This is a genomic window from Bacteroidales bacterium, assembly GCA_041671145.1.
Taxonomy (GTDB): domain Bacteria; phylum Bacteroidota; class Bacteroidia; order Bacteroidales; family JAHJDW01; genus JAQUPB01.
Window position 1 is genome coordinate 15,325 of the sequence record JBAZBZ010000018.1, and the last position, 20,711, is coordinate 36,035.

Here is a 20,711-nt window from a genome sequence, read left to right on the forward strand (position 1 = left end):
TTTTGATTATTCATTACTAATTATTATTTATTAATTATTTATCTTTTCACTTCAATAAGCCGAACAGGCATAATTGCCGGAACAAGTCCTGATTTAAGAATAATTCTTTGTCCTTTCTCTCCTGCAACAAAAGATACAAAACCCGTACCAAGTCCAGCAAAAGATTCGCGGCTTATCATATATATTTCCCTTGTAAAAGGATAAGAGCCATCAGCAATATAACCCTGATAAGGTTTCACGGGCTTGCCTCCGCTTTCACTTCCTATAGCAACTACTTTTATTTTATTTAAAAAATTAATAGTAACCGAATCGCTATTATCGCTGAGCCAGTTTACACTTATTATTCCGAGTGCATTTTTATTTTTTTCAACGTAATTTATTACTTCCTGATTAGAATTTACTGCAAAACAATATGAAGGGAAATTATTTTTTAATTCGAATTTTTCCTTAATGTATCTGGGATTGCACGATTTATTATTATCAAAAACTACTACCATGTCGGATAGTTTAGATTTTTTATTTATCTGCTGCCATTTTGAAATTTTTCCTTCAAAAATTTCTTTTACCTGTTCGTAAGCAAAAGCAGAATCGTCATTATTTTTATTAACTATAAATGCCAATGCATCATAAGCAATTTTGGTTGTACGTGGAATAATACTTTTGCTTACAAGTTTATTTTCTTCGTCTTTTGTAAGTTTTCGGTTAATAACAATAAATCTCACTGAATCCTTGAAATAATCATCAAGAGCATCGCCTTCGGGTTTATATGCAGCATTTACTTTTGCATTTTTGTAAAATGTTTGAAAAGTAAAAATTTCGGTATCAAAAAGAAGCTTATAAGATTCTTCAATACTTGCTTTAATATCGCCGCTTGTGGGAGTTTCGGAAATTTTATTTTCTGAATTATTGCAATTACTAAAAAAAATAATTGCAAACATCAGTAAAAAAGCAAAATTTATTTTTAAAATATTTCTCATAATTCATCATTTTCATTATTGTAAAATTCTTTATGTTCTTTGAGTTTGAATATGGTTCTAACAAGGCGAAAAATCCCATAAACAATAAAAAAGAATGCGAAAATAACTCTCACTTCTTTTTTAATATACAAGTAATAAGAGCTATATAAAAGTACAAGTCCGATAAAAATAAAAACGGCAACCATGAAAAATCCGAAGATTATCATTGAAATGCTTAATGTTTTCTTTCCTTGCGGCATTTTTAATTAACTACTTTATTATACTTTATATAATTACAAAACTAAAATATTTTTTTCAAATAAAATAATTGGTTTTTTGAAATAGCCCAATAAATAAAAATTCCCGACAAGCAACCTGCAACATTTGCCATGAAATCCATTATATCACATGTTCTGCCTGTAAAAAAATATTTTTGAAAAATTTCGAGCATTCCTCCATAAATAACAGCTATAATAAATGAGTATGAATATGATTTATAACGTAAACGGTTGGATGTATATTGTCTTTTAAAACCGAAAATTAATAAAAAATTAAAAACACAGTATAAACCGAAATGAACTATTTTGTCGGCAGAAATATTTTTCAAGAAATCAAATGCAGAAATATCATTACCTGGAATGGCGCTGAAAACAAATATTATTAAAGCCCAGATTAATGAAGGCAAACTATATTTACTAAACATTTTGCGGGTATTATTCTTAAATTTGATTAAATGATAATTCTCGGCTATATAGTATAAAAACAAGAAAAAGCTGCCTTAAAAGTCACTTTTGAGACAGCCTCTACTTATTGTGGTTTTCTTTAAGCTGAAATTAAAGTTTTATAATCAGCCGCAGAAAGCAATTCATTAACTTCGTTAGGATTGGTTAATTTAATTTTCACCATCCAACCTTCACCATAAGGGTCTTTGTTTACAACTTCCGGATTAGATTCAAGTTTTGGATTTTTTTCAATAATTTCACCTGAAACGGGCATAAATATATCGGAAACCGTTTTCACTGCTTCGATACTTCCCAAAGCTTCTTCTTTTTCTAATGTTTCACCCATTGTTTCAATTTCGAGGTAAACAACGTCGCCAAGTTCGCCTTGAGCAAAATCGGTAATACCAACCAAAGCTTCATTACCTGTTACCTTCAACCATTCATGGTCTTTTGTGTATTTTAAATTTTCGGGTACATTCATATAATTAAAATTTAAATAATTTAAATAAATACTTTTTTCAAATTCAAAAGTACATTATTTTTTTTATTGCAATAATAAATGTGAGTTTTTTTTTCAAAAAAATTATAAATATTTAAAATTCAGGTACGATTATTCCAGATTTATTTTAAAATCATTTTCTTCATCTTCTTTGCTTTTTTTCTTTTTCTGTTTTTTTGGAATATCAGAATTTTCAAGAGTTTTATGGTTTTTTGTTGTATCTTTTTTAAGCCATTTGAATTCATCTTTAATTATCTCTTTTAAGTTTTGTTTTTCTTTTGCTAAATTGATGATTATATTTTCTTTTACTCCTTTTGTGTCGTAAGAATATTTGGGGTTGTCAACCGTACCTGTAACCGAAATAAATAGGTTTGTTTTTCCGGTGTTGTCTTCTTCAACAACTCCGAATTCCTCATTTTCTTTCTTGGCTTTTTTCGCCTTATTAGCAAGTATTTCGGAAAGCTGAAGTTTAATATGATAATTTATTTCATTGCTGAATGAATGTGTTCCTCTGAGCTGAAGAGCAAGCTCCGATGATTTAATTTCCATTGAAGGAATATTTATTATTTTATTTTTTACTTCAATTTGATTTTTCAAAGTGGAAAAGGTAATATGTTCAACATCCTTCAGCTTAATAAATTTCGATAAATCTTTCAACGGTTCATAATTTAGCAATTCACCTTTTTCCACAGTTACATCACATTTAGTATAAATCTTATCGGGATTTATTTCGAGATTATGATTAAGCACCGAAGCAAATTGTGCTTTTGCAGTCATTATGCCGCGGATGTTTTCAGCTTTCATGCTTTTTTGTCCGAAATTTTCAAATTCATAAAACATTTTATTTACATCAACCTTTTTTATATCGGCATTGCATGTAATAAGAATTTCTTTTTTCTGACTTGCATCAATTGTAATATCTGCGTTTACACTGCCTTTCATTGTGTTTAAAAAAACATCATTTGCCACAAGTTCTTTTTCATTTATTTTAATTTTACCTTTTATGTAATTTGCTTCAAATCGCCTAAATTTAATGCTTTCAATATCTGCATTTATATTGAAATCGATATTATTGGGAAAAGAAAGTAGATAAGCACTTTTGCTTCCTGTTGATTTGTCCTGCAAAAGTTCATCAAAATTAATTTTTGAAGAAAATAAATTTGCTTCAATCATTAGTCTTTGCCCGCTCAACATCATATATGCGAGTGCATTTTTCAGAACTCCGTTTATTTTCACATCTGTGTTGGAAACTTTTCCGGTAAGGTTATCAACAGCCATATCATTATTCCTGAAAACAAGTGAAGCATCAATATCGGTGAATTTCAAAGGATTTTTCTTTATTCTGAAGCTGACATTGCTGAGATAAATATTTCCGGAAGCATTACTGTTTATAAAATCCCGCGCAGATATATTTTCAAAATTTTCAAATTTTCCGAGAAAAGATGCATTTAACCTGACAGTTCCTTTTAAATCCTCGAGAGTATCAATTTTTATAAAATCGTGTAAATCCTTAAAGTCAAAGTTTGCCTGCATTGTCAATTTTATAACCGGATTTATAAAATTTTTAATTTCATAATCTGCATTAATGCTGCCGCCATTCATGGATGCGGTGAAATTCTTTATGTTTAGAAAATAACTTTCGGGTTTCCGCAATTTTCCATTTGTAAAGAAACCACTGCAACTCAACTTTTTTAAAGTAATAAATGATTTTTTTTCAATAAACTCTCCATTTTTAATTCCAAAATCAACTTTCAGCAAAGGAATATTTTTACCTTTATAACTACCGTTCAGAGTTGCAACAAAATACAAATCTCCTTTACTTTCATACTCCCTGAGATATTTTTTATACTCTTTTGGCAAACGGTTCAAAACTTTTTCTGCTTCCAGATTTTTACCTTTAATTTTCAAATTAATATCTTTGATTTTGGAAGAATGAGTGAAGCTTCCGGAGATATCAAACTTCTGTTCCGAAAATTTAATATCACTGTCTAAAATTGTATATAAGCTATTATTTTTAACATTTATCAGGAGGTATAATTCCAAATCACCTTTATGAAAAAAATCAATGTCTCCGAGTTTAAAATAATTTACATATAAATTGGCATTTGTATTTAGTGTATATTCATTGTCAGAAAAATTCCCCTTAAGTATTGCTCTTTTTGCATTTAGCGAAAAATTATAATTTACTTCTTCATTTGAATATTTAAAATCAATGTTGTTAAACACCACTTTTTGAAGTTGAAATGAAAACGAAGTTTTAGCAGTATCAGGAACTGTTTTCCAGAAATGGTAATTATCGGAATCCTCCTGATAAACTTTTAAATTTATTAATCCGTCATTAATGATAACTTTTTTTATTTTATATTTTCTATAAAAAATATCGTAAACGTTAAACAGCAGAAATATTTTTTTTGCCTTTAGCAGATTATCTTTATTTATTTGCTTTGTAGCATCTTTAGCGGTAACATCTTCAAAAACTATTGATGCAAAAGGAAAAGTTTTTAAAATTGACAATTCTGCATTTTTTACCGTGATTTCGGTTGCCAATTGCTTGTTTAACTCGCGTATGGCAAAGTTTTTAACAGCATCTTCGTAAAAATAAACGATAACAATACAAGCAGATATAAATAAAACAAGAATTGAAAATATTGTAATAAAAAAAATCTTAAAAATTTTCAGGAATTTTTTCATCTAAAAAAATCAAATAAATGTTTTTACAAATTTAATTTATTTAAATAGAAAATTGTTTTTAATTGCAGATAAGTTTTAAAATCCTAAATCCCAAATTATTTCATCCTCCCGATTTCTTTACTTTATAGTTTGCTTTTATCAGCAATTCAAGAATCTTGTCTCTAAAATTGCCCTGTATTAATATTTCTCCATTTTTAACTGTTCCGCCCGTACCGCATTTTGATTTCAAAAATCTTCCTAATTCTTCCAGATCGTTATTTGTTCCGATAAATCCGGTAATAAGTGTAACTTCTTTTCCTCCTCTGTTTTTTCTGTCAAGCATGATTCTTAAATCCTGCTGGTTTGCGGGTAAAGTATTTGATTTGGGGTTTTGTTCAATATCATATTTATAATCGGGATTTGTTGAATATACAACCCCTTTAATATTTTTTTTCTTTAACATATTATTTAGTTGTTAAATTTGCACTAATTTTGATTTAAAGATAAAATTAATAAAAATAATGACCGTCAATTTATTTTTAACAATATTTCATTCGCAGATTCTTTTGCAGTCAGCATCGGATTTATATGCCAGCGATGTTTGGGCTGGCTCACTTGCTCCACAACCATTAGATATTATTATTATTTTGTTTTATTTAACAGTGATTTATGCAGTAGCAAAATCAATTGAACGAAAAAATATCGATAAAAATCATTTATATAAATATTTTGTTTCTGGTTTATTTGTAAAAATATTCGGAGGAATTGCTTTTTGCCTTATTTTTCATTTATACTATCATGAACAGGGTGACACTTTTACTTATTTCAGAAGCAGTGAAGCATTAGTGAATTTAATGTTTAAAAATTTCTACAGATTTTTCTTGGTTTTCACTGGTGATAGCAGTTGGGAAACTTATTCTTATTTTGATATTACTACAAGTTGGCCTATTTATTATGCGCAGGATTTTCAAACTTTTGCCGTAATTCGATTTCTCAGTCCAGTTACATGTCTGGCATTTAAAAATTATTACACAACCACTATCTTACTTGATGTCTTAACTTATTTTGGGATGTGGAAATTATACACAATATTTTGTAAAATAAATCCTTCTTTATATAAACAATTTGCAATTGCTGTTTTATTTGTTCCATCGGTTACTTTCTGGGGGTCCGGAATATTAAAGGATAGCTTTACTATTTCTTTTGCCTGCTTATATACTCATAATTTCTACAGAATTTTTATCGAGCGAAAAAAATTATTTATAAATATTTTGGGATTAGTTCTGGCGGTATATGTTATTATTTCAATAAAACCGTACATTTTTCTTGCACTTATGCCTGGTTCAATTATTTGGCTTTCTTTCAACAGGTTGAAAAGCATAAAAAGTAGATTTTTAAAAGTTCTCATTGGTCCTTTTATTATTGGTATTGGTTTTTTTGCTACTAGCACTCTTCTATCTGGTCTTTCGAGTAAAATGGGAACATACTCTTCAATGGATAAAATAGTTGAAAAAGCACAAAAAACACAGCAGGATTTGATAAGAGGCGAACAGTATGGTAGTAATTATTATAATATAGGTGAATTTGACGGTTCTATGCAAAGTATGCTTACAAAAGCTCCTGTAGCAATAACGGCGGGATTGTTCAGACCTTTCCTGTGGGAAGCCCGGAACCCTGTGATGATTATTTCAGCTCTGGAAAATACCGTAATGTTGATTTTTGTATTAATGGTGCTTTTCAAAGTAGGACCATTTAGAACTATTTCAATAATTTCATCAGAACCCATTTTGATATTTTCCTTCCTGTTTGCAATATTTTTTGCATTTTCGGTAGGATTAACAACTGCAAACTTCGGAGCTTTAGTGAGATACCGTATACCTGCAATTCCATTTTTTGTTGCCGGATTATTTATTTTGCGACAACGAGTTTATGAAATAACTGAAGAAAGAAAAATTAAATATCTGAAAAGTATAAGTAAATAAAAATTTCTTTTTATTATTTTTGCTGCTTATTGCTGTCATTTTGTCTTGTTTCATAAATTGGCAAAATATTTGACAAAAATTTTAAAAAACATAAATGAACTTTAATTTATTTAATAAAAAGATGAAATCCAAAAATACGAAAAAGCATCAGGAAAATCCGGAAAATCCCGATGAAGAAAATATTGATAAAAAAAATGATATGCAAGAAACAGAAAATACTCCTATTAATGAAAACACCACTACATCAGAGCAAACTGAAGAAGAATTTATTACAGAAGAAGAAAAAATAAAAATAAAAATTTCCGAACTCGAAAAACAACTTGAAGAAGCAAATGACAAATATTTGCGGTTATATTCGGAATTTGAAAATTATAAAAAACGTATGGTAAAAGAGAGGATAGATACCATACGATGTGCTAACGAAGATTTGATTTGTCTGCTGCTCCAGTTGCTTGATGATTTTGAAAGAGCTAATAAATCAACCGAAGAAACAAATGATATAAAACCAATTAAAGAAGGAATTGGTATCATTCATAATAAGTTTAAAAATACTCTTACTCAAAGAGGTTTAAAAGAAATTGAAACTAAGAACAACGAGTTTAACACCGATTTTCACGAAGCTATTGGCAATGCTCCCGCAACTGACGAAAACATGAAAGGTAAAATTGTTGAAGTGATTGAAAAAGGATATACACTCAATGGCAAAATTATCAGGTATGCTAAGGTTATAGTGGCAGTATAAATAAGTACTTAAAGTGCCTAAAGTACTTCGAGTACTTAAAGTTTAAAAAATAGAAGAATTTTAATATGACAAAAAGAGATTATTACGAAGTGCTTGGTGTATCAAAAAATGCTTCTGAAACGGAAATTAAAAAAGCATATCGACAATTAGCGCTGAAATATCATCCTGATAGAAATCCAAATAACAAGGAATCTGAAGAAAAATTCAAAGAAGCTGCCGAAGCTTATGATGTTCTTAATGACCAACAGAAACGCAATAAATATGACCAATTTGGACATTCGGGTATGAGCGGAGGTTTTGAAAGCGGGTTTAATATGTCAACAGATGATATCTTCAGCCATTTCGGTGACATTTTTGAAAGCATGGGATTTGGAGGAGGAGCAAGATATTCTTCAAGAGGAAATCGCAGAGTTAACCATGGTTCAAATCTCAGAGTTAAAGTTAAACTTACTATTGAAGAAATTGCTAAAGGTGTAGAAAAGAAAATAAAAGTAAACAAAAATATAAGTTGTCCTGCTTGTGGTGGCAGTGGTGCAAAAGACAGCAATTCCCACAGAACTTGCCAAATGTGTCACGGTTCAGGAAGTGTAATAAGAGTTACAAACACAATAATAGGACAAATGCAAACCACATCTACCTGCCCGCAATGTAACGGAGAAGGCAAGGTTATAACCGACAAATGTAAAAGTTGTTATGGCGAAGGAGTGGTGAGAGGTGAAGAAATAATTTCGATAAATATACCCGCAGGCGTTAGTGAAGGAATGCAATTATCAATGAGCGGAAAAGGCAATGCGGCAAATCATGGCGGCATTCCCGGTGATTTATTAGTTCTGGTTGAAGAAATTGAACACCCTCAGCTTAAAAGAAACGGAAGCAATTTGCATTACGACCATTACATAAGTTTTTCCGATGCTGCTCTCGGTGTTACAATTGAAATACCTACAATAGAAGGATATGCAAAAATAAAAATTGAACAAGGAACACAACCAGGAAAGGTTTTGCGTCTTAAAGGAAAAGGATTGCCAAGTTTAAACAGATATGGAAAAGGCGATTTGCTCGTAAATATAAATGTTTGGGTTCCGCAGAATTTAAGTAAAGAAGAAAAAGAAATTCTGGAAAAACTAAAAAACTCCGAAAATTTCAAACCTCATCCAAGCAATAAGGATAAAAGTTTTTTTGACAAAATGAGAGAGTTCTTTGAGTAATTTTTTTTATATTTGTATGTTACTTTTAAAAATTAACAAAAATGAAAAACCTTAAAACCTGTCAAAGTTGTGGGTTACCTGTTGAATCTTCAACAAACAAAAACGCACAAACAACTTATTGTAATCATTGTTATGAAAACGGTAAATTCAAAAATCCGGATATGACTGCTAATGAAATGAAAAAAATTATAAAAGAAAGAATGCAGAAAATGGGCGTTGCAAAAGCATTTGTTGATAATTTTACAAATGGAATTTCTAAATTAGAACGCTGGAATAAAAGTAAAGTAAATGTCTTCTGAATTCATCGTTAACCATTAATAATAAAGCTTTACATTTTGCATATAATTGCTTATGTGAAGCTTTATTTTTAAAACAAAAAATATGGAACTATTAAAAATAAATGATGTTACCAAGCAATTCGGAGGATTTAAAGCACTTGACAATATAAGTATTTCTGTTTCCGAAAAAAATATTTACGGATTGCTTGGTCCCAACGGAGCGGGAAAAACAACACTTATAAGAATAATAAATCAGATTACCGGACCAGACAGTGGTGAATTGTTTTTTAAAGGTGCCAAACTCAACCAAAAACATATTGAAGCAATAGGTTATTTACCCGAAGAAAGAGGATTATATAAAAAAATGAAAGTCGGGGAGCAGGCATTATATCTTGCACAACTGAAAGGATTAACAAGATATGATGCTTTGATGAAATTAAAATACTGGTTCGAAAAATTTGAATTGCAGGCATGGTGGAACAATAAAATTGAAGAACTTTCCAAAGGCATGCAACAAAAAGTGCAATTTATAATAACAGTATTGCACGAACCCGAATTGCTGATTTTTGATGAACCATTCAGTGGTTTTGACCCCATAAATGTTAATCTCATTAAAAATGAAATTATAAATCTCCGGAATAAAGGAGCTACAATTATTTTTTCAACTCACAATATGGCTTCAGTTGAGGAATTGTGCGATAACATTGCATTAATCAACAAAGCAAAAAAAATACTTGAAGGTTCTGTTACTGACATCAAACAAAAATACAAATCAAATATTTTTGAAATTTCATATAAAGGTGAAAAAGAAGAAATAAACCGCATAGAAAATAATAATATTGAAATTCTTGAAACCACTAATAACAATGGTTTGTATTTTGTTAAAATAAAACTGAAGAATAATAGCAAAACAAATGATATGCTTCAATTGCTGCTTCCTCATATTCAAATTCAATCATTCAAAGAAATTTTACCAAGCATGAATGAAATATTTATTCAAAGAGTTGAAAATGATAAAATATCAAACTAATAAAAATGAATAAAATTTTATTGATTATAAAACGTGAATATCTCACAAGAGTTAGAAAAAAGTCATTTATCATAATGACTATATTAGGACCTATTTTAATGGCATCGCTCATGATTGTTCCTATTTTCATTGCACAGATGAGTGATGAAACAAAAACAATTGCCGTAGTTGATGAAACAGGGATGATTTACAAGCGACTGCCTCAAACCGATAACCTAAAGTTTGATTATTTAATATCCGATATAACAACTGCAAAACAAGTATTTCTTAATTCAAATTATTATGCTTTGTTGTATGTTCCGAAAGCAATCGTCAATAATCAGGCAGCATACAACCATCCCATAAATCCTATTCTCTTCTCCGGTAATCAGCCAAGTTTGAACATTAAAATGTTTATTGCAAATGCAATAAAAAAAGAATTTGAAACCGCCAAACTTGAAGCATCAGGAATAGACCCTAACGTTCTTAAATCAATAGAAATGAAAGTTGACATAACAACTACATTGCTTAAAGAACACGGGAAAAAGGAAGAATCAAGCAATTCGGAAATAAGTACCGGTCTTTCAATTTTTTCGGGAATATTGATTTATATGTTCATATTCATGTTTGGAGCACAGGTGATGCGTGGTGTGATTGAAGAAAAAACAAGCAGAGTTGTTGAAGTGATTATTTCGTCAGTTAAACCATTCCAACTTATGATGGGCAAAATTTTAGGAATTGCGATGGTTGGACTTACACAGTTTTGTCTTTGGATAATCCTCACATTGACAATAATTACTTTTTTTAAATTTTCATTTCCGAATATTTTTGATATGAGTAAAATGCAGGAAGTAATGAGCAATCCGCAATCCTCACAAATGACAATGCAAAATATTGACCAACTCCAGAAAACACATGATATTTTGCAAGGCATTGCCTCAATTAATTTTGCAGTGATGATAATTTTGTTTATTTTCTTTTTCTTAGGCGGATACCTGCTTTACGCTGCTTTATTTGCAGCAATCGGAGCAGCTGTTGACAGCGAAGCCGACACTCAGCAGTTTATGGCGCCTATTACAATTCCGTTAATATTTTCAGTAATAATGTCGCAATTTGTAATTAATAATCCGAACGGACCTGTTGCATTCTGGCTTTCGATGTTCCCGCTTACTTCACCCGTTATAATGATGCTCCGTATTCCTTTTGGGGTAAGTTATTATCAAGTTGCAGCTTCTATGATTATACTTGTGCTTGGTTTTCTTTTTACAACATGGTTCGCAGCAAAAATTTATCGCACAGGAATACTCATGTACGGCAAAAAAATCAGTTACAAAGAATTGTGGAAATGGCTGACTTATTGAAATAGCTTAAAGTTTCGGTATGTTGTTGCTTATTACTTCGATACTTGATGTTTCGTATTATTAGAACTATTTTTCGGATTAAAATATTTTTCCAACTATTATTTTTTAAATACATTTGCACTTCCAAAAATTTATTATTTATAATTTTTAAAACATTCAACTATGTTCAAAACAAAAAAAATATTGCTTGCTGGATTATTTGTATTTCCTATGTTTGCAAATAGTCAGGAAAAGAAAACGGAAAAAATTATTCCAAATTACGCAACCACCGAACGAAAAGATATTCCACGCGAATTTACATGGAATGTTGATGACATTTACCCCACTTATGAATATTTTAAAGCAGATTTGAATGCAGAAAAAAATCTTATTGACAAACTTGATGTTTTTTCAAAAGATTGGACAACATCTGCACAAAAAATGCTTGCCTTGCTTAACTTAAACAATGAAATAAATTTAAAAGCCGAAAAACTTTCATCTTATGCACAACGTCAAAGCGATGTTGATATCGGAAATCAGTATTTTCAAACCATGAAAGGCGAATTGCAATCTGTATTTATAAGCTACAGCTCCAAAATGTCATTTTATAATCCTGATATTATTGCCTTGGGTTCAGAAAAATTCAATTCATATCTGAAAGCCGAGCCCAAACTTGAACCATATAGTTTTTTAATTAATGACATATTGAGAACTAAATATCACACTTTGTCGAAAGACAAACAAGAAATTTATTCCTTAACAGGATTGTTTACAAATGTTCCGGGCAGCGCATCAGGTATGCTCAATAATCTTGAAATTCCGGGAGCTGAAATTACTCTCAATGATGGACAAAAAATCACATTGAATGCTGCAAACTATGCACGATACCGCAATTCGAAAAATGCTTCCGACAGAGCTTTGGTTATGAAAACATACTGGAATAATATGAAAAAGTTTGAGAATACTTTTTCTATTTTGATGAATGGTAATATTAAGCAGGATTTTTTCTCGGCAAAAATTCACGACTTCAAAAGTTGCCTTAGTTCAGCACTTTTCAATGATAACATTGACACAACGGTTTATTATCAGCTCATAAAATCGGTACGAAGTAACCTTACACCACTGCATCGTTATATTGATTTAAAAAAGAAATTGTTGAAACTCGATAAATTCAGATACGAAGATATTTATACTTCCGCAGTGCCTTCAGTTGAAAAAAAATATACTTACAATGATGCAAAAAAAATTATTCTTGATGTAATGAAAATTATGGGCGATGACTATACAAATGCTCTAAAAAAAGCATTTGATAATCGCTGGATTGACATCTACCCAAACAAAGGAAAACAAAACGGTGCTTATAGTTCGGGATTATATGGAGTTCATCCTTATGTAAAAATTAATTATAACGGAGATTATGCAAGCGTTTCCATGACTATTCATGAACTTGGTCATGCAATGCACTCATATTTTTCTGATAAAACACAGCCCTATGCAAATTCACAATATGCAATATTTCTGGCTGAAATTGCCTCTACATTCAATGAGAACATGCTTATTAAATATTTAATAAATACTGAAACTGATGATTTATTCAAATTGTATTTACTTGATAACTATCTGGAAAATGTGCGAGCAACACTTTACCGTCAAACATTATTTTCGGAATTTGTTTTGGCAATGCATCGCAGAGTTGAAGAAGGACAATCACTCACTTCCGAATGGCTTGATAATAAATATCTGAAATTAACAAAAGAATATTATGGCGACAGCTTGGGAGTTTGCGAAGTTGGTGATTATATCAAGAATGAATGGAGCGGAATACCACATTTCTTCAGCGGCTTTTATGTTTATCAGTACAGCACCGGTATAATTTCTTCACTTGCATTAACCGACATGGTTTTAAAAGACACCGTTAATGGAAGAGACCACTATCTCGAATTTTTAAAAACCGGAGGCAGCGATTATCCTTTAAATATTCTTAAAAAAGCAGGCGTTGATATGACAACTCCTGCTCCGTATGAAGCAGCAATGAAAAGAGTTGACGAGCTCGTTACAGAAATGGAGAAAATTTACGAAAAATTAAAACAGCAGGGAAAGATTTAAAATGTTCGTGGTTTGGTTGTTATTATTTATTAATTATAATTTCGGGAGTCGTAATAGTATTGCTTTTGTGCAAAGCCCTGTCAGTAATATATACATTAAACTTAATAGTGTCAAAAGATGAATAAGGATTATTGATGGGTATTTCAAGTTCAATATATCCTTTAAGCGATTTATTTTTTGTTTTTGATTCAATTCGCGGAAATCTTGAATTAAGTGGTAGCGTGAGCGAATCGGTAATATCAACGAATTTACCATCTTGCTTTTCAAAAAATCTCATAAAGTAATTGAAATAATTTGGTCCGTTATTATCAAATGGCGGATTAGTATCAGAAGGGTTCAGTCCCAAATCACCATCTCCATCGGTAAATGAAATCGTAAGCAAACCATTGTTGTCAACTTTAGTTTCATTCGGTATTTTTTCAAAACTTCTGAATTCAATTGCCGGTATGGAAGGATATGCTGAAGGCTTCTTGCATGATAAATATGAAACAGCGAAAATTGCTATTAAAACAAATAATGTTATTTTTGAAATAAATTTCATTGCATTACAAATATATAACAAATTTTACAATTTTAATGAGAGCTCTTGAAAAAAGAATTTTCGAAATAACCGATGAAAAATGTTTTGCTGATTTGGCATTTGAAGTATTCAAATTTCAATATCATAATTGCGAAGTTTATAAATGTTTTGTTGACAATCTGAAAATTAATATTTCAGACATAAAAAATATAAATAACATTCCGTTTTTGCCCGTAGAATTTTTTAAGGAATTTAAAATTATTTCAGGTGATGATTCATTTCAGGAAGTTTTTTCAAGCAGCGGAACAAGCAGTATTTCTCGAAGCAAGCATTACATTAAAAATATTTTAATTTACGAAAAAAGTTTTCTTGAATGTTTTAAATTATTTTATGGAAATATTGAAGAATACTGCATTCTTGCTTTGTTGCCTTCATATCTCGAACGACAGGATTCATCGCTAGTGTACATGGTAAAAAAACTTATTGAATTAAGTAAAAATAAAAATAATGGGTTTTATTTGCACAATACCGAAGAACTTGCAAATAAGCTGAATTCGTTAATTGCAGAAAATAAAAAAGTAATTCTTTTTGGTGTTTCTTATGCATTAATGGATTTTGCTGATGAACATAAAATTAAACTTAAAAATACAGTTGTCATTGAAACAGGCGGAATGAAAGGCAGAAAGAAGGAAATAATAAGAGAAGAACTACATAATAAACTTTGTGAAAGTTTTGGCGTCAATAAAATTCATTCCGAATACGGAATGACAGAACTATTGTCGCAGGCATATTCAAAAGGTGATGGCATTTTTGAAAGTCCACCATGGATGAAGGTTTTAATTAGAGACATAAACGACCCGATGAACATAGGAATAAAAGAAAAAACAGGTGGGATAAATATTATTGACCTTGCAAACATATATTCATGTTCTTTCATTTCAACGCAGGATTCGGGAATTTTCCACATCAACGAAACCTTTGAAGTAACAGGTCGCATTGACAACAGTGATATCAGAGGATGCAACTTGCTTGTTTGAAATTACTTAATTGCAATATTATCAGAGGTTATCTAAAAAAACAAAAAATAATGAATGTTGAAGTTTTCATAATAACTATTTACTTCGACATTCGAAATTCAGTGTTCGATATTCGATATTTTTTCAATAATATTTTCAAATTCCTCATTCTCTTTATATAAATATCCTTTAATTCCAAGTTTACATGCTGCTTCAGTGTTTACTTCAACATCGTCAATAAAAAGGGTTTCTTCCGAAATAAGATTGTTTTCATTCAGCACGAGTTTGAAAATTTCGGGATTTGGTTTTGTTATCCCGATTTTAAATGAATAATATGCCTTTTCAAATAAATCATCTAATAAATTCAAACCGAATTCTTTCTGAACGTATTTTGTATAACATTTGTGATGCAATTCGCATGTATTGCTTAAAAGAAAAGTTCTGTATTTTTTTTTATTTTTTTTCAGAAAATTAAATTTTCCCAAAGGAATATTTTTTAGCATCGCACACCATGCTTTATCAATCGCTGAATCCGAAATATTATTCCTTAAATATTTCCGCAATATAATTCTGAGTTCAGAATTTGATATTTTATTTGCATCAATTAAATCAAAAACTTTTTCTTCTTTGAATTTTGCTGCTATATTTTCAAAGTTTACATCTTTTTTAGCAAGTAAATTAAAGGCATTCACTGTGCTTTTAACATCAACGTTTAAAATCACATTTCCCAAATCGAAAATTATATTGCGTATGATTTTCATTAATTAAAAAATTTGGTATTGTTAATTTGGTATAGTAATCTATTTTTAAAACTTTGTGAACTTTGTGAGAACCTTTGTGCTCTTTGTGGTAAAAAAAAGATAACCACAAAGTACACAAAGAAAATTTCACAAAGAACTCAGAGAACTATATTTTGATTAACAATACCAAAAATTTATACAAAAATAAACATTACTATTATTTTTCTTTGGTTAAATTTGTAAAAAATCAAAAACGTAATTTTCGTGAAACATTTTTTCGAAAAAATATTCCCCTTATTATTAATATTTATTGTTTCCGTTTTTGCATTCCGGCAAATTGCTTTTTTTCAAAATACCTTTAAATACGACTTTATTGAGCAGTGTTTCCCTTTGCATTACTATATAAGCGAATGTATAAAAAGTGGGTTTTTCCCGTTATGGAATCCTTATCTTAATATTGGTTATCCTATTCATGCCGACCCATTGAGCGGCATATATTATCCCATAACATGGCTTACAAGCACTGTTTTTGGTTATAACATTTACTCCATGTCGTTTGAATTTATTTTACATATTTTTTTAGCAGGTGTTGGAATGTATTATTTATCAGGTGTTTTAAAATTTGAAAAGTTAATCTGCCTGCTCACAAGTATTTCATTTATGTTGTGCGGTGTGTTTATCGGAAACGCTCAACATTACCCGATAATTATTTCCGGTACATGGATTCCTTTTGTTATTGCAGCAGCTATTCAACTTTCTGAAAAAACAATTTTCAGAAATGCTATAAAACTTGCATTCTTTTCATTCTTGCTGTTCTCAGGCGGATACCCTGCATTTTACTTTATACTTTTTTACTTTATTTTAATTTTTATTATTTATAAAACAGTTATTCACATTTATAAAAAGGAATATAAAATTATTTTCAAAACATATATTTTTTATTTACTGGCGGTGCTTATATTTACGCTGCTATCTGCGGGATTGATAGTATCTATTTATGAATCCTTACCATACATAACCCGAAGCAATGGAGTGGATTTGGAAAAAGCATTGTATTGTCCTTTCAGTCCGAAATGCTTTATTTCATTCGTTCTCCCATTCGCTTCAGTAAAAGAAGAAATATACAATGAAACCGATTTATCAATGAGTAACGGATATTTTGGAATTTTTATATTTTTATTTTTCCTGATTTCCATATTTTACAAAAAACCATCATTAATATGGTTGTTCCTGATTTTTGGTTTTTTCTCTCTTATCGCCGCTGTTGGCGATTATCTACCCGTAAGAACTTTTTTATATAAATATATTCCTTTAATGAATATGTTTCGCTTTCCTTCTTTATTCCGGCTTTTTGCTATAATAGGTTTTATCATTTCTGCCGGCTGGTATTTGAATGAACTTTTTATAAAACAAAATATTTATAAATTGAAAATCCTGAAATATTCTTGGGGAATATTGATATTAGGTTTACTATTTGTCATTATATTTTGCAGTACAGGCAATGATTTAGATTTGATTTACTTTGTGAGAAGAACATTACTTAAATTTTCCGCAGGAACAGACATTAACCAACACATAGTTTTCCAGAGTTTGATTCAGATTTTTTTTATTTTAATTTTTATTATTTTCAGTATAATTTTAAAAAATTCCAAAAAGATTTTTGTTTTATTAACAGTATTAGTTGCATCTGAACTAATTGTTTCCACTCAGCTAAATTCCGCATATACTGTGTTTAATGATGAATCCGACTTGAAAGAAATAAGTAAAAATATGCGTAAGTTTCCGCATGGGTTTCCTTTGCCGAATAATAATTTTGTTATAAAAAATTCCGACACAACTTCAACTTATGTTTTTCCTTTTTGGAAAAACAGAAATATTTTCTGGAAGCAAATAGCATCCGATGGATATAATCCATTTCAGTTGAAAACAAACACCGATTTGCAAGATAATTATTCTGATTTTTATTTTTCCTTTTTATCAAACAAACCGGTATTTCTCAGTTCAAATATACATTCCGATGATTCATTAAAAGAATACAGACAAAAAAAATATTTAAAAAGCGACCAAGTGTTTTTTTCAAATAATGACTATGAATTAATAAAGAAAACAAAGACATCACATTCATCAGAAGATACTGCATTTATTTATTATTTCAGCCCCAATAAAATCTCGGTTTCAGTATGTTCGGCACAGCCACAGGTTCTGGTTTTGCTGCAAAATAATTATAGCGGCTGGCATGCTTATGTGAACGGAAAAGAAAGTAAAATTATAACAGCTAATCATTCCATAATTTCATTGCTAATTCCGGAAGGCACGAATAAGATAATATTTGAATACAAACCAAAAAATGTAATTCTTTGTTCTTTCATAAGTATTTTCTCTTTAATTATTACATTGTTCTATTTTGCTTTATCAAAAATATTTTTGCTTTTAAAAAAACGGTATTGTTAATCAAATATAGTTCTCTGTGTTCTTTGTGAAATTTTCTTTGTGTACTTTGTGGTTATCTTTTTTTTACCACAAAGAGCACAAAGGTTCTCGCAAAGTTCACAAAGTTTAAAAAATAGATTACTATACCAAAAAAACAATACCAAAAAAACAACAGAAGTAAATTTTAAAATTCTATTTTATTTTATTGATAAAATTATTAGTATTGCAAATAATAAACTAAACTTCAAAATCATGGAAAAAATAAATATAAAACTCGACAATCTGAATAAAGTATTTCCTGAAGAATTCAGTCAGGAACAAATTGCGAAAGCAAAAACATTATTTTTAAAAAAATTAGCGGAAGAAGCTCATAAATTTTATGAGGGTAAGATTCAAACTGTTCCCAAAGCACCGGTATTAGGGTTCAATTGGTTTAATGTATGGTACACACCGGGAGTTTCAAAAGTATCAACAAACATAAGAGACAATAATGATAGTTCTTATGAACTTTCAAACCGCGGAAATTTTGTTGCTGTTGTCAGCGATTCAACAAGGGTTCTGGGTGATGGTGATTGCACACCTCCGGGTGGACTTGGTGTTATGGAAGGTAAAGCATTTCTCATGAAATATCTTGGTGGCATTGATGCTGTAGCTTTGTGCATAGACAGTAAAAATGAAAAAGGAGAAAACGACCCCGAGCGAATAATACAATTCGTAAAGATGGCTCAGCATAGTTTTGGAGCCGTTAACCTCGAAGATATTTCTCAACCAAATTGTTACAGAGTGTTAGATGCTCTTCGTGAAGAATGTGATATTCCTGTTTGGCATGATGATGCTCAGGGAACTGCATGCGTAACTTTAGCAGGGTTAATTAATGCGTTGAAACTTACAAATAAAAAAATCTCGGATGTAAAAATTGTTATGTATGGTTCCGGTGCAGCTAACACTACAATAGCAAGATTAATAATTTCTGACGGAGGCGACCCTAAAAAAATGATTTTATTCGATACAAAAGGTTCTCTGCATAACGGAAGAACCGATATTAAAGCAGATAAAAGATTTTACAGAAAATGGGAACTTTGTGAAAGCACAAATCCAAATCATATTGCAACAATGGAAGAAGCAATGAAAGGAGCAGATGTTTTAATTTCAGTATCAACTCCGGGACCAAATACGATTAAATCCGAATGGATAAAACTTATGGGAAACAAACCTATTGTTTTTGCTTGTGCCAATCCTGTGCCCGAAATATATCCTTATGCCGCCAAAGAAGCAGGAGCTTATATTGTTGCTACAGGAAGAGGCGATTTCCCAAATCAGGTTAATAATTCTATCGGTTTTCCGGGAATTTTGAAAGGAGCTTTATTAGTAAGAGCAAGAAAAATTACCGACAATATGGCAATAGCTGCAGCACACTCATTAGCAGGTTTTGCCGAAAAACGCGGAATAAACTCCGAAAATATTGTCCCTAATATGGAAGAAGCCGGAGTATTTCCTGAAGAAGCAGCAGATGTCGCAATGCAAGCGATTAAAGACGGAGTAGCAAGAATAAATATGTCAAGAGAAGAAGCTTATAATAAAGCAAAAAAAGATATAAGTTATGCCAGAGACATGACTAGTTCACTTGTAGAAAACGGCTTTATCGGGAAACCTCCTCAAAAAATGCTTGAGGATTCATTAAACTGGGCAATTAAGCAAGTTGCAAAATAAGAGAAAGACAAAAGTCGCAAGTAGCAAGTCGTAAGAAAAAAGTTGGATGCCGGAAACGAAATATTTTGAAAATGTGATAATTTGAAAAACAAATTAACTCGTAGTATACCGACAACTGTCAACTAACAACCAAATTAAAATTAATACTATGATAAATTACATCGAAGGCAGATTGGCTGAAAAAACACCGACTTATGCCGTTATTGACTGCAATGGAGTTGGATATCTTATTAACATCACACTTAATACATATACTAAAATCAGTAATCTCGACAAAAGTAAATTGTTTACTCATCTGGCAATAAGGGAAGATGCCCATGTTCTTTTCGGTTTTGCAACAGAAGAAGAAAGGAGAATATTCAGGCAGTTGATTTCGGTTTCAGGAATAGGCGCTGCAACTGCAAGATTAATTCTTTCTTCGTTGAATACCGATGAAGTTCAACAGGCAATTGTCAGTGGAAATGTATCTGCATTGCAACGCGTAAAGGGAATAGGAGAAAAATCGGCTCAAAGAATAATTGTGGATTTGAAAGGAAAAATCGAAAAAGATGGTATTATTAGTGAAATTTCTTCTACCGCAAACAATATTATCAGAGATGAGGCGTTATCAGCTTTAATTATGCTCGGTTTTGTAAAAAATCAAGCCGAGAGAGTTATTGACAAAATTACAAATACTGAAAGAAAAGATATTACTGTTGAAGAATTAATAAAACTGGCACTTAAAAATTTATAACAATAAATTGTTACATTGTTAAACTGTTGTCTTTTATTAATTGCATACTGCTT

Annotated in this window: 19 protein-coding genes; 11 read left to right on the plus strand and 8 right to left on the minus strand. The window is 30.6% G+C overall.

Translation table 11 applies throughout. The features are described 5' to 3' along the window. Positions 1-38 precede the first annotated feature (38 nt). From WC223_07530 to WC223_07555, 6 genes are all read right to left on the minus strand, one after another. Positions 39-977 (minus strand): substrate-binding domain-containing protein, encoded by a 939-nt coding sequence (locus WC223_07530; protein ID MFA6924091.1) that lies wholly within the window; start codon positions 975-977, stop codon positions 39-41. Then, the gene (locus tag WC223_07535) at positions 974-1,216 is read right to left on the minus strand and encodes a hypothetical protein (GenBank protein MFA6924092.1); all 243 of its coding nucleotides are present in this window, start codon (positions 1,214-1,216) and stop codon (positions 974-976) included. The genes WC223_07530 and WC223_07535 overlap by 4 nt, the downstream gene beginning before the upstream one ends. Before the next feature lie 41 nt (positions 1,217-1,257). After that, positions 1,258-1,659 carry a VanZ family protein gene (locus tag WC223_07540; GenBank protein ID MFA6924093.1) on the minus strand — a complete coding sequence of 134 codons (402 nt, stop codon included), beginning with the start codon at positions 1,657-1,659 and terminating at the stop codon, positions 1,258-1,260. A 119-nt stretch (positions 1,660-1,778) separates the two neighbouring features. Beyond that, a complete protein-coding gene (gene gcvH, locus WC223_07545) occupies positions 1,779-2,159 on the minus strand; it encodes a glycine cleavage system protein GcvH (GenBank protein MFA6924094.1) in 381 nt (126 codons plus the stop codon). 129 nt (positions 2,160-2,288) lie between these two features. Continuing rightward, positions 2,289-4,868: an AsmA-like C-terminal region-containing protein gene (locus WC223_07550; GenBank protein MFA6924095.1), complete on the minus strand. Its 2,580-nt coding sequence runs from the start codon at positions 4,866-4,868 to the stop codon at positions 2,289-2,291. A gap of 100 nt (positions 4,869-4,968) precedes the next feature. Continuing rightward, entirely contained in the window at positions 4,969-5,310 is a 342-nt protein-coding gene (locus WC223_07555) for a translation initiation factor (protein ID MFA6924096.1), read from the minus strand. Between the two features lie 58 nt (positions 5,311-5,368). On the opposite strand from WC223_07555, the gene WC223_07560 reads away from it, so the two are divergent. The 7 genes from WC223_07560 (at position 5,369) to pepF (ending at position 13,509) form a co-directional block, all read left to right on the plus strand. Next, a complete protein-coding gene (locus tag WC223_07560) occupies positions 5,369-6,829 on the plus strand; it encodes a hypothetical protein (GenBank protein ID MFA6924097.1) in 1,461 nt (486 codons plus the stop codon). A 121-nt stretch (positions 6,830-6,950) separates the two neighbouring features. Beyond that, positions 6,951-7,571 carry a nucleotide exchange factor GrpE gene (locus tag WC223_07565; protein MFA6924098.1) on the plus strand — a complete coding sequence of 207 codons (621 nt, stop codon included), beginning with the start codon at positions 6,951-6,953 and terminating at the stop codon, positions 7,569-7,571. 65 nt (positions 7,572-7,636) lie between these two features. After that, a complete protein-coding gene (gene dnaJ / locus WC223_07570; protein ID MFA6924099.1) occupies positions 7,637-8,776 on the plus strand; it encodes a molecular chaperone DnaJ in 1,140 nt (379 codons plus the stop codon). A 41-nt stretch (positions 8,777-8,817) separates the two neighbouring features. Continuing rightward, on the plus strand, positions 8,818-9,075 hold the full coding sequence (locus WC223_07575) for a zinc ribbon domain-containing protein (GenBank protein ID MFA6924100.1): 258 nt from the start codon (positions 8,818-8,820) through the stop codon (positions 9,073-9,075). Between the two features lie 82 nt (positions 9,076-9,157). Then, positions 9,158-10,084, plus strand: a complete 927-nt coding sequence (locus WC223_07580) for an ATP-binding cassette domain-containing protein (protein MFA6924101.1) — start codon at positions 9,158-9,160, stop codon at positions 10,082-10,084. A 5-nt stretch (positions 10,085-10,089) separates the two neighbouring features. Then, a complete protein-coding gene (locus WC223_07585) occupies positions 10,090-11,424 on the plus strand; it encodes an ABC transporter permease (protein ID MFA6924102.1) in 1,335 nt (444 codons plus the stop codon). A 162-nt stretch (positions 11,425-11,586) separates the two neighbouring features. Continuing rightward, the gene (gene pepF, locus WC223_07590) at positions 11,587-13,509 is read left to right on the plus strand and encodes an oligoendopeptidase F (GenBank protein ID MFA6924103.1); all 1,923 of its coding nucleotides are present in this window, start codon (positions 11,587-11,589) and stop codon (positions 13,507-13,509) included. A 22-nt stretch (positions 13,510-13,531) separates the two neighbouring features. On the opposite strand, the gene WC223_07595 is transcribed toward pepF, so the two are convergent. Continuing rightward, entirely contained in the window at positions 13,532-14,050 is a 519-nt protein-coding gene (locus WC223_07595) for a hypothetical protein (GenBank protein MFA6924104.1), read from the minus strand. 35 nt (positions 14,051-14,085) lie between these two features. On the opposite strand from WC223_07595, the gene WC223_07600 reads away from it, so the two are divergent. Continuing rightward, positions 14,086-15,066 (plus strand): acyltransferase, encoded by a 981-nt coding sequence (locus WC223_07600; GenBank protein ID MFA6924105.1) that lies wholly within the window; start codon positions 14,086-14,088, stop codon positions 15,064-15,066. A 98-nt stretch (positions 15,067-15,164) separates the two neighbouring features. Here WC223_07600 and WC223_07605 read toward each other — a convergent pair whose 3' ends face one another. Further along, positions 15,165-15,806, minus strand: a complete 642-nt coding sequence (locus WC223_07605; protein MFA6924106.1) for an HAD family phosphatase — start codon at positions 15,804-15,806, stop codon at positions 15,165-15,167. Positions 15,807-16,049: 243 nt separating this feature from the next. Here WC223_07605 and WC223_07610 point away from each other — a divergent pair, with 243 nt between their 5' ends. The 3 genes from WC223_07610 (at position 16,050) to ruvA (ending at position 20,658) form a co-directional block, all read left to right on the plus strand. Beyond that, entirely contained in the window at positions 16,050-18,236 is a 2,187-nt protein-coding gene (locus WC223_07610; GenBank protein MFA6924107.1) for a YfhO family protein, read from the plus strand. A gap of 231 nt (positions 18,237-18,467) precedes the next feature. Further along, positions 18,468-19,925, plus strand: a complete 1,458-nt coding sequence (locus WC223_07615) for an NADP-dependent malic enzyme (GenBank protein ID MFA6924108.1) — start codon at positions 18,468-18,470, stop codon at positions 19,923-19,925. Between the two features lie 148 nt (positions 19,926-20,073). Further along, positions 20,074-20,658: a Holliday junction branch migration protein RuvA gene (gene ruvA, locus WC223_07620; protein ID MFA6924109.1), complete on the plus strand. Its 585-nt coding sequence runs from the start codon at positions 20,074-20,076 to the stop codon at positions 20,656-20,658. The last annotated feature ends 53 nt before the right edge of the window (positions 20,659-20,711 follow it).

Coding starts and splice junctions, on each gene's coding strand:
- WC223_07580 (MFA6924101.1), top strand. CDS start 9,158: ATGGAACTATTAAAAATAAATGATGTTACCAAGCAATTCGGAGGATTT.
- WC223_07560 (MFA6924097.1), top strand. CDS start 5,369: ATGACCGTCAATTTATTTTTAACAATATTTCATTCGCAGATTCTTTTG.
- WC223_07575 (MFA6924100.1), top strand. CDS start 8,818: ATGAAAAACCTTAAAACCTGTCAAAGTTGTGGGTTACCTGTTGAATCT.
- WC223_07595 (MFA6924104.1), bottom strand. CDS start 14,050: ATGAAATTTATTTCAAAAATAACATTATTTGTTTTAATAGCAATTTTC.
- WC223_07585 (MFA6924102.1), top strand. CDS start 10,090: ATGAATAAAATTTTATTGATTATAAAACGTGAATATCTCACAAGAGTT.
- WC223_07555 (MFA6924096.1), bottom strand. CDS start 5,310: ATGTTAAAGAAAAAAAATATTAAAGGGGTTGTATATTCAACAAATCCC.
- WC223_07565 (MFA6924098.1), top strand. CDS start 6,951: ATGAAATCCAAAAATACGAAAAAGCATCAGGAAAATCCGGAAAATCCC.
- WC223_07615 (MFA6924108.1), top strand. CDS start 18,468: ATGGAAAAAATAAATATAAAACTCGACAATCTGAATAAAGTATTTCCT.
- WC223_07550 (MFA6924095.1), bottom strand. CDS start 4,868: ATGAAAAAATTCCTGAAAATTTTTAAGATTTTTTTTATTACAATATTT.
- WC223_07600 (MFA6924105.1), top strand. CDS start 14,086: ATGAGAGCTCTTGAAAAAAGAATTTTCGAAATAACCGATGAAAAATGT.
- WC223_07540 (MFA6924093.1), bottom strand. CDS start 1,659: ATGTTTAGTAAATATAGTTTGCCTTCATTAATCTGGGCTTTAATAATA.
- pepF (MFA6924103.1), top strand. CDS start 11,587: ATGTTCAAAACAAAAAAAATATTGCTTGCTGGATTATTTGTATTTCCT.
- ruvA (MFA6924109.1), top strand. CDS start 20,074: ATGATAAATTACATCGAAGGCAGATTGGCTGAAAAAACACCGACTTAT.
- WC223_07535 (MFA6924092.1), bottom strand. CDS start 1,216: ATGCCGCAAGGAAAGAAAACATTAAGCATTTCAATGATAATCTTCGGA.
- WC223_07530 (MFA6924091.1), bottom strand. CDS start 977: ATGAGAAATATTTTAAAAATAAATTTTGCTTTTTTACTGATGTTTGCA.
- gcvH (MFA6924094.1), bottom strand. CDS start 2,159: ATGAATGTACCCGAAAATTTAAAATACACAAAAGACCATGAATGGTTG.
- WC223_07605 (MFA6924106.1), bottom strand. CDS start 15,806: ATGAAAATCATACGCAATATAATTTTCGATTTGGGAAATGTGATTTTA.
- dnaJ (MFA6924099.1), top strand. CDS start 7,637: ATGACAAAAAGAGATTATTACGAAGTGCTTGGTGTATCAAAAAATGCT.